The organism is Paramuribaculum intestinale, from assembly GCF_003024925.1.
In the GTDB taxonomy this organism is placed as follows: Bacteria; Bacteroidota; Bacteroidia; order Bacteroidales; family Muribaculaceae; genus Paramuribaculum; species Paramuribaculum intestinale.
Genome location: NZ_PUED01000268.1, coordinates 1 through 2,430 on the forward strand (window position 1 = coordinate 1; position 2,430 = coordinate 2,430).

Genomic DNA, 2,430 nt, shown 5'->3' on the forward strand with positions numbered 1-2,430 from the left:
CTTATAAACTTGTCCGAAATCATACATCAACTGAAGGTTATCCATTTTGAGGAATGATGCGTTTTCAAGATAGTAATCGCTTAGGAACTGTCGGCGCTGGAATCTGGTGTCAAGGAAACTCCGGTTTAGGTTGTTCAGCTGATAGTCATTATAGCTCATGGTCTCCCAAGCACCGGTATTCATGGCCATGCCATTGAATATATATCCTCCTATATTAGCACGTAGGGAAGTGGAAAGAGTCCATTTCTTATAACGCAGGCTCGTTGACAAACCGAGAATCCAATCGGGGGCAGGAGAATGACAATGATATCGGTCATTGTTTGTTATCTGTCCGTCTCCATCAAGGTCTGCATACAAACCCTCAATTGGCCGTCCGGTCTCTTGATCATAAAGCTGCTTATAAAGATAGAACGAATAAGGCGCATAATCCGTGGAGAATACCTGCATCTGGTAAGCATCAATCCAAGGACCGACCTCGGTATCGGGACTTGGTGCTCCTGGTGTAAGTGTTAAGTTTTTGATTCTGACACGTTGCCATGCAGCATTTGCAGTCACATTCCAAGACCAATCCTTATTGTCAATTAAATGTGCCGTAAGTGCAAGTTCAAGACCTTTTGAATCTACATTACCTACATTTTCAAGCATCAGCTTGTCAAAATTCGTACCTGCCGGGACTGGAACAGTTGCAAGCAGGTTTTCTGTCTTACGAGTGTAGAAATCTGCGGAGAATGTGAACCGGTTTTCCAGCAAAGCCAAGTCAATACCATAGTTCCATGATTTTGTTGTCTCCCATTTCAAATCAGGGTTATATGCTTCGGGACGATAAGTATAGACTGGATTCCCTCCGAAAAGGTACTGCGCTCCGTCAAGACCGGGGGTATAAACGGGGATATATCCATAGTTGGTGATACCATCCTGTTGACCCGTCACACCGTATGATGCACGAAGTTTGAGGTCATTTACCCAACCACGCAAAGGCTCAAAGAAATTTTCTTGAGAAATACGCCAAGCAAGAGCTACGGACGGGAACGTACCCCAACGATTGTCTTTCGAGAATCGGGAAGAACCGTCACGGCGGACTGTTGCAGTCAAGAGATAGCGGTTCATAAAGGTATAGTTCAAACGACCGTAGTAAGAAATCAAAGAATGTCTCTGATCTGTGGCAGCAGATGTTGACTGTTGCACACCGTCGGCATTCAGTACTGCATAAAAAGGTGTGGTATATTTCCAATACTGATAATCGTAACCGAAAGTTGCGTCAATATTTGAATTAATCGCATCGAAATCTCGGTTATAATTTGCATAGACAGTCAAGAGTCTATTATAGTTCTTCTGTGGACCATACTTATAGTCACGACCTCCGGTTGTATAGTACGAGATAGCTTCTTTCGGCACCACAATCTTGCCCTCTCCCTTTGACCAGTCATAACCACCTGTAGCATGAAGCCTGAGGCCTTTTACCCAGCGGATATTCCAATCCACATCAATGTTTCCGATTACTCTGTACACGTCGGATGTCGAGTTGTATTGTTCAAGACGCCCCAGCGCATTGGCAAGTGCTCCGGTTACAGGAATGCCATTTTGGTCAATAGCCTCATTATATCCTCCAAACGCATCATTCCCAGAATAAACAGGTATGGTCGGGTTCAAAGTCGCGCCACCCCAGATAGCTCCGGTATCGGCAAAACGATTTTTTGAATAAGTCCCTTTAAGGCTGAATTGGAAACGGAGTTCATCACGGAAGAACGAAGGAGTAAGATTGAGGTTTCCGGTGAAACGTTTAGCATTGTCAGTTTTGAGAATACCGTCTTGATAATACGCACCAGCTGACACGCGGAATGGAAGCCAATGTGCGGCCCTTCCAGATACGCTGAGGTTGTTATCAGTTCCAAATGCTGTCTGATAGATATAATCATTCCAGTTAGTACGACTATTGCCGAGTAAAGACTTCTGACGGTCAGTTCCCATCTCATTCACTATACCGATAAATTCATCGGTAGAAAGCATGTCTGAAGTTTTGGTTTTTGTAGAAAGTGAGTTTGTAGTCTGATACGAAACCTTTATGCCATCGCCTTTACCTTTCTTAGTGGTTATGATGATTACACCATTTGATGCGCGAGAACCATAAATTGCGGTAGAGGAAGCATCCTTCAATATGGTCATACTCTCTATGTCATTAGGGTTTATAAGGCTTAGGAAGTTTCCGCTGCCGGTGACTGAACCACCAACTTCCATCGGTACACCATCAAGGACTATAAGGGGATCGTTAGAGGCATTGAGCGATGCGCCTCCACGAACGCGAATCGTAGAACCGGATGTCGGAGAACCACCGCCATTCACAATCTGCACCCCCGCTATTTTTCCGTTTACAAGTTCTTCCGGCGATGAAATCATACCTTTATTGAAGTCCTTTTCACCCACCGTTGACAC

At 44.6% G+C, this 2,430-nt stretch carries 1 protein-coding gene; it reads right to left on the reverse strand.

The features are described 5' to 3' along the window. On the reverse strand, window positions 1-2,430 hold a 2,430-nt coding region (locus tag C5O24_RS12545), incomplete at both ends, for a SusC/RagA family TonB-linked outer membrane protein (RefSeq protein ID WP_107681925.1).